We start from the raw sequence: 1,709 nt of genomic DNA, 5'->3' as shown, positions 1-1,709 counted from the left end.
CCTCCCCTACGGGAGCGTCGCGCCCGCGTCGAGAGGGGCGACGCGGTCCGGGTGCAGGTCCGCGAGTCCGCGGCACCGTGGACCGACCGGCGCCCCGAACTGGACGGGACGGTACGCGTCGAGAACGGCCTCGTCGCGCTCGAACCCGGGTCGGGAACGCGCGTGGACGTCCGCGACGACGAGGCCGCCAGGGAGCTGTCGGGGATGCTCGACCTCCTCGACATGGAGCCGCCGGACGGCTGGCGCGCGGTCTGGCAGCCCCCCCGCGGTCGACGCCGGAACGGCGGCGCTCGAAGCCGGGCTGGACCGGGCGGTCGAGAGCGCGTCGGCGCTCGGTGAAGCCCTCGGGGACGACCCGGCGGTCGGGGACGACGGGGGTGACGCTCCGCCCCCGGCGGTCGAGCGCCTCGACGCCCTCGACGACGCGACGCTCCGCGAGGAGCCGGTCGCGGCGCCCGACGCCGGGTGCTGGGTCTGGTTCGGCCGCGAGAGCCGGTTCGCGCTCGACGACCGGCGCCGCGAGGTGACGGCGACGATGCCGGGCCACCACCGGGTGAAGGCCGGGTCGGCGGACGCGTCCGCGGGTGTCGACCTCGCGGAGGCGCTGTGTGACCCCGATCCGGACGCCGACTTCCCGTTCGCGGTCGTGACGGACGCGCTCGGCCCCGCCGTGGGGGACGCGCTCCGGATCGACCACGGGAAAGCCCGACGGGCGGCTGATCGCCCTCGGCGAGGGAACCGTCACCGACGTCGACGCCGACGGGACCGTCACCGTCGAGCGCGAGATCAAAAGCAGCGGGACCTACGACGGGCTCGGCGTCGCCCGCGAGGCCGGCGACGTGGCCGTGACGAGCCTGAAGGAGGGGCGCTGGTGGTACCCGACGACGTACCGTGGTCAGGACGGGGCGGTGCGCGGGACCTACGTCAACGTGTGCACGCCGGTCGAGGTGTTCCCCGACGCCGCCCGCTACGTGGACCTCCACGTCGACGTCGTCAAGCGGCCGGACGGGACGGTCGCGCGCGTCGACGACGACGCGCTGGACGACTCCGTCGCCGCGGGGCACACCCCTGCGCCGCTGGCCGAGAAGGCGAGATCGGTCGCGTCGGCGCTGGAGAACGCTCTGTAGGCGGAACTCGGAGTGCGTTAAAAGTGGTTCGCGGACTCGGTCTCGTGTTTGAGCTCGCCGCCGCGGCCTCCCTCGACCGTCGAGGCCCCCTGGTCGCCCGAGGACGCGGTCCGGACGGTCACGTCCGTGACCTCCTCGAAGTCCATGATCAGGTCGCGGCGGATGTTGTCGGCGGTGACGTTCGAGATGCCACAGCCCGAGCAGGTGCCGCCGAGCTCGACGACGACCTCTCCGCTCTCGGCGTCCGCCTCGCGCACGACGCTCGTCCCGCCGTGCATCTGGATGATGGGCATCTGCCCGACCATCCACTCCTCGACACGCTCCGCGAGGCTGTCGTCGCTCATTGTCGATCGGTGGCACCCGAGCCTATGGAAGCTTGCGGTTTCCGAGGTGACTGAAGCAACGAAACGAACTGTGTAATCGTCGATCCTGCGGAAACGCGGCCGCGGAACCGTTTCCGATCACTCCGGGGGTCGGTCGTCGCGGTCGTCGGTGGGCTCCGACTCGTTCGGGAGCCGGGTCGGGTCCGCCGCGTCGTCGCCGTGGAGCGAGTCGTCGCGTTCGAGCGCGTACAGCAGGGGG

1 protein-coding gene and 1 pseudogene are annotated in these 1,709 nt (G+C 72.7%); one reads left to right on the top strand and one right to left on the bottom strand.

Translation table 11 applies throughout. The features are described from left to right. Positions 1-1,127 (top strand): annotated as a pseudogene (locus tag GJ633_RS16455) (DUF402 domain-containing protein); the annotation flags it as partial. A gap of 17 nt (positions 1,128-1,144) precedes the next feature. Here GJ633_RS16455 and GJ633_RS16450 read toward each other — a convergent pair. Then, positions 1,145-1,471, bottom strand: a complete 327-nt coding sequence (locus tag GJ633_RS16450; protein WP_156589626.1) for a NifU family protein — start codon at positions 1,469-1,471, stop codon at positions 1,145-1,147. Positions 1,472-1,709 lie beyond the last annotated feature (238 nt).

Source organism: Halorubrum sp. CBA1125 (assembly GCF_009742825.1).
Taxonomy (GTDB): Archaea; Halobacteriota; Halobacteria; order Halobacteriales; family Haloferacaceae; genus Halorubrum.
This window is presented reverse-complemented; position numbering and strand designations above follow the sequence as displayed.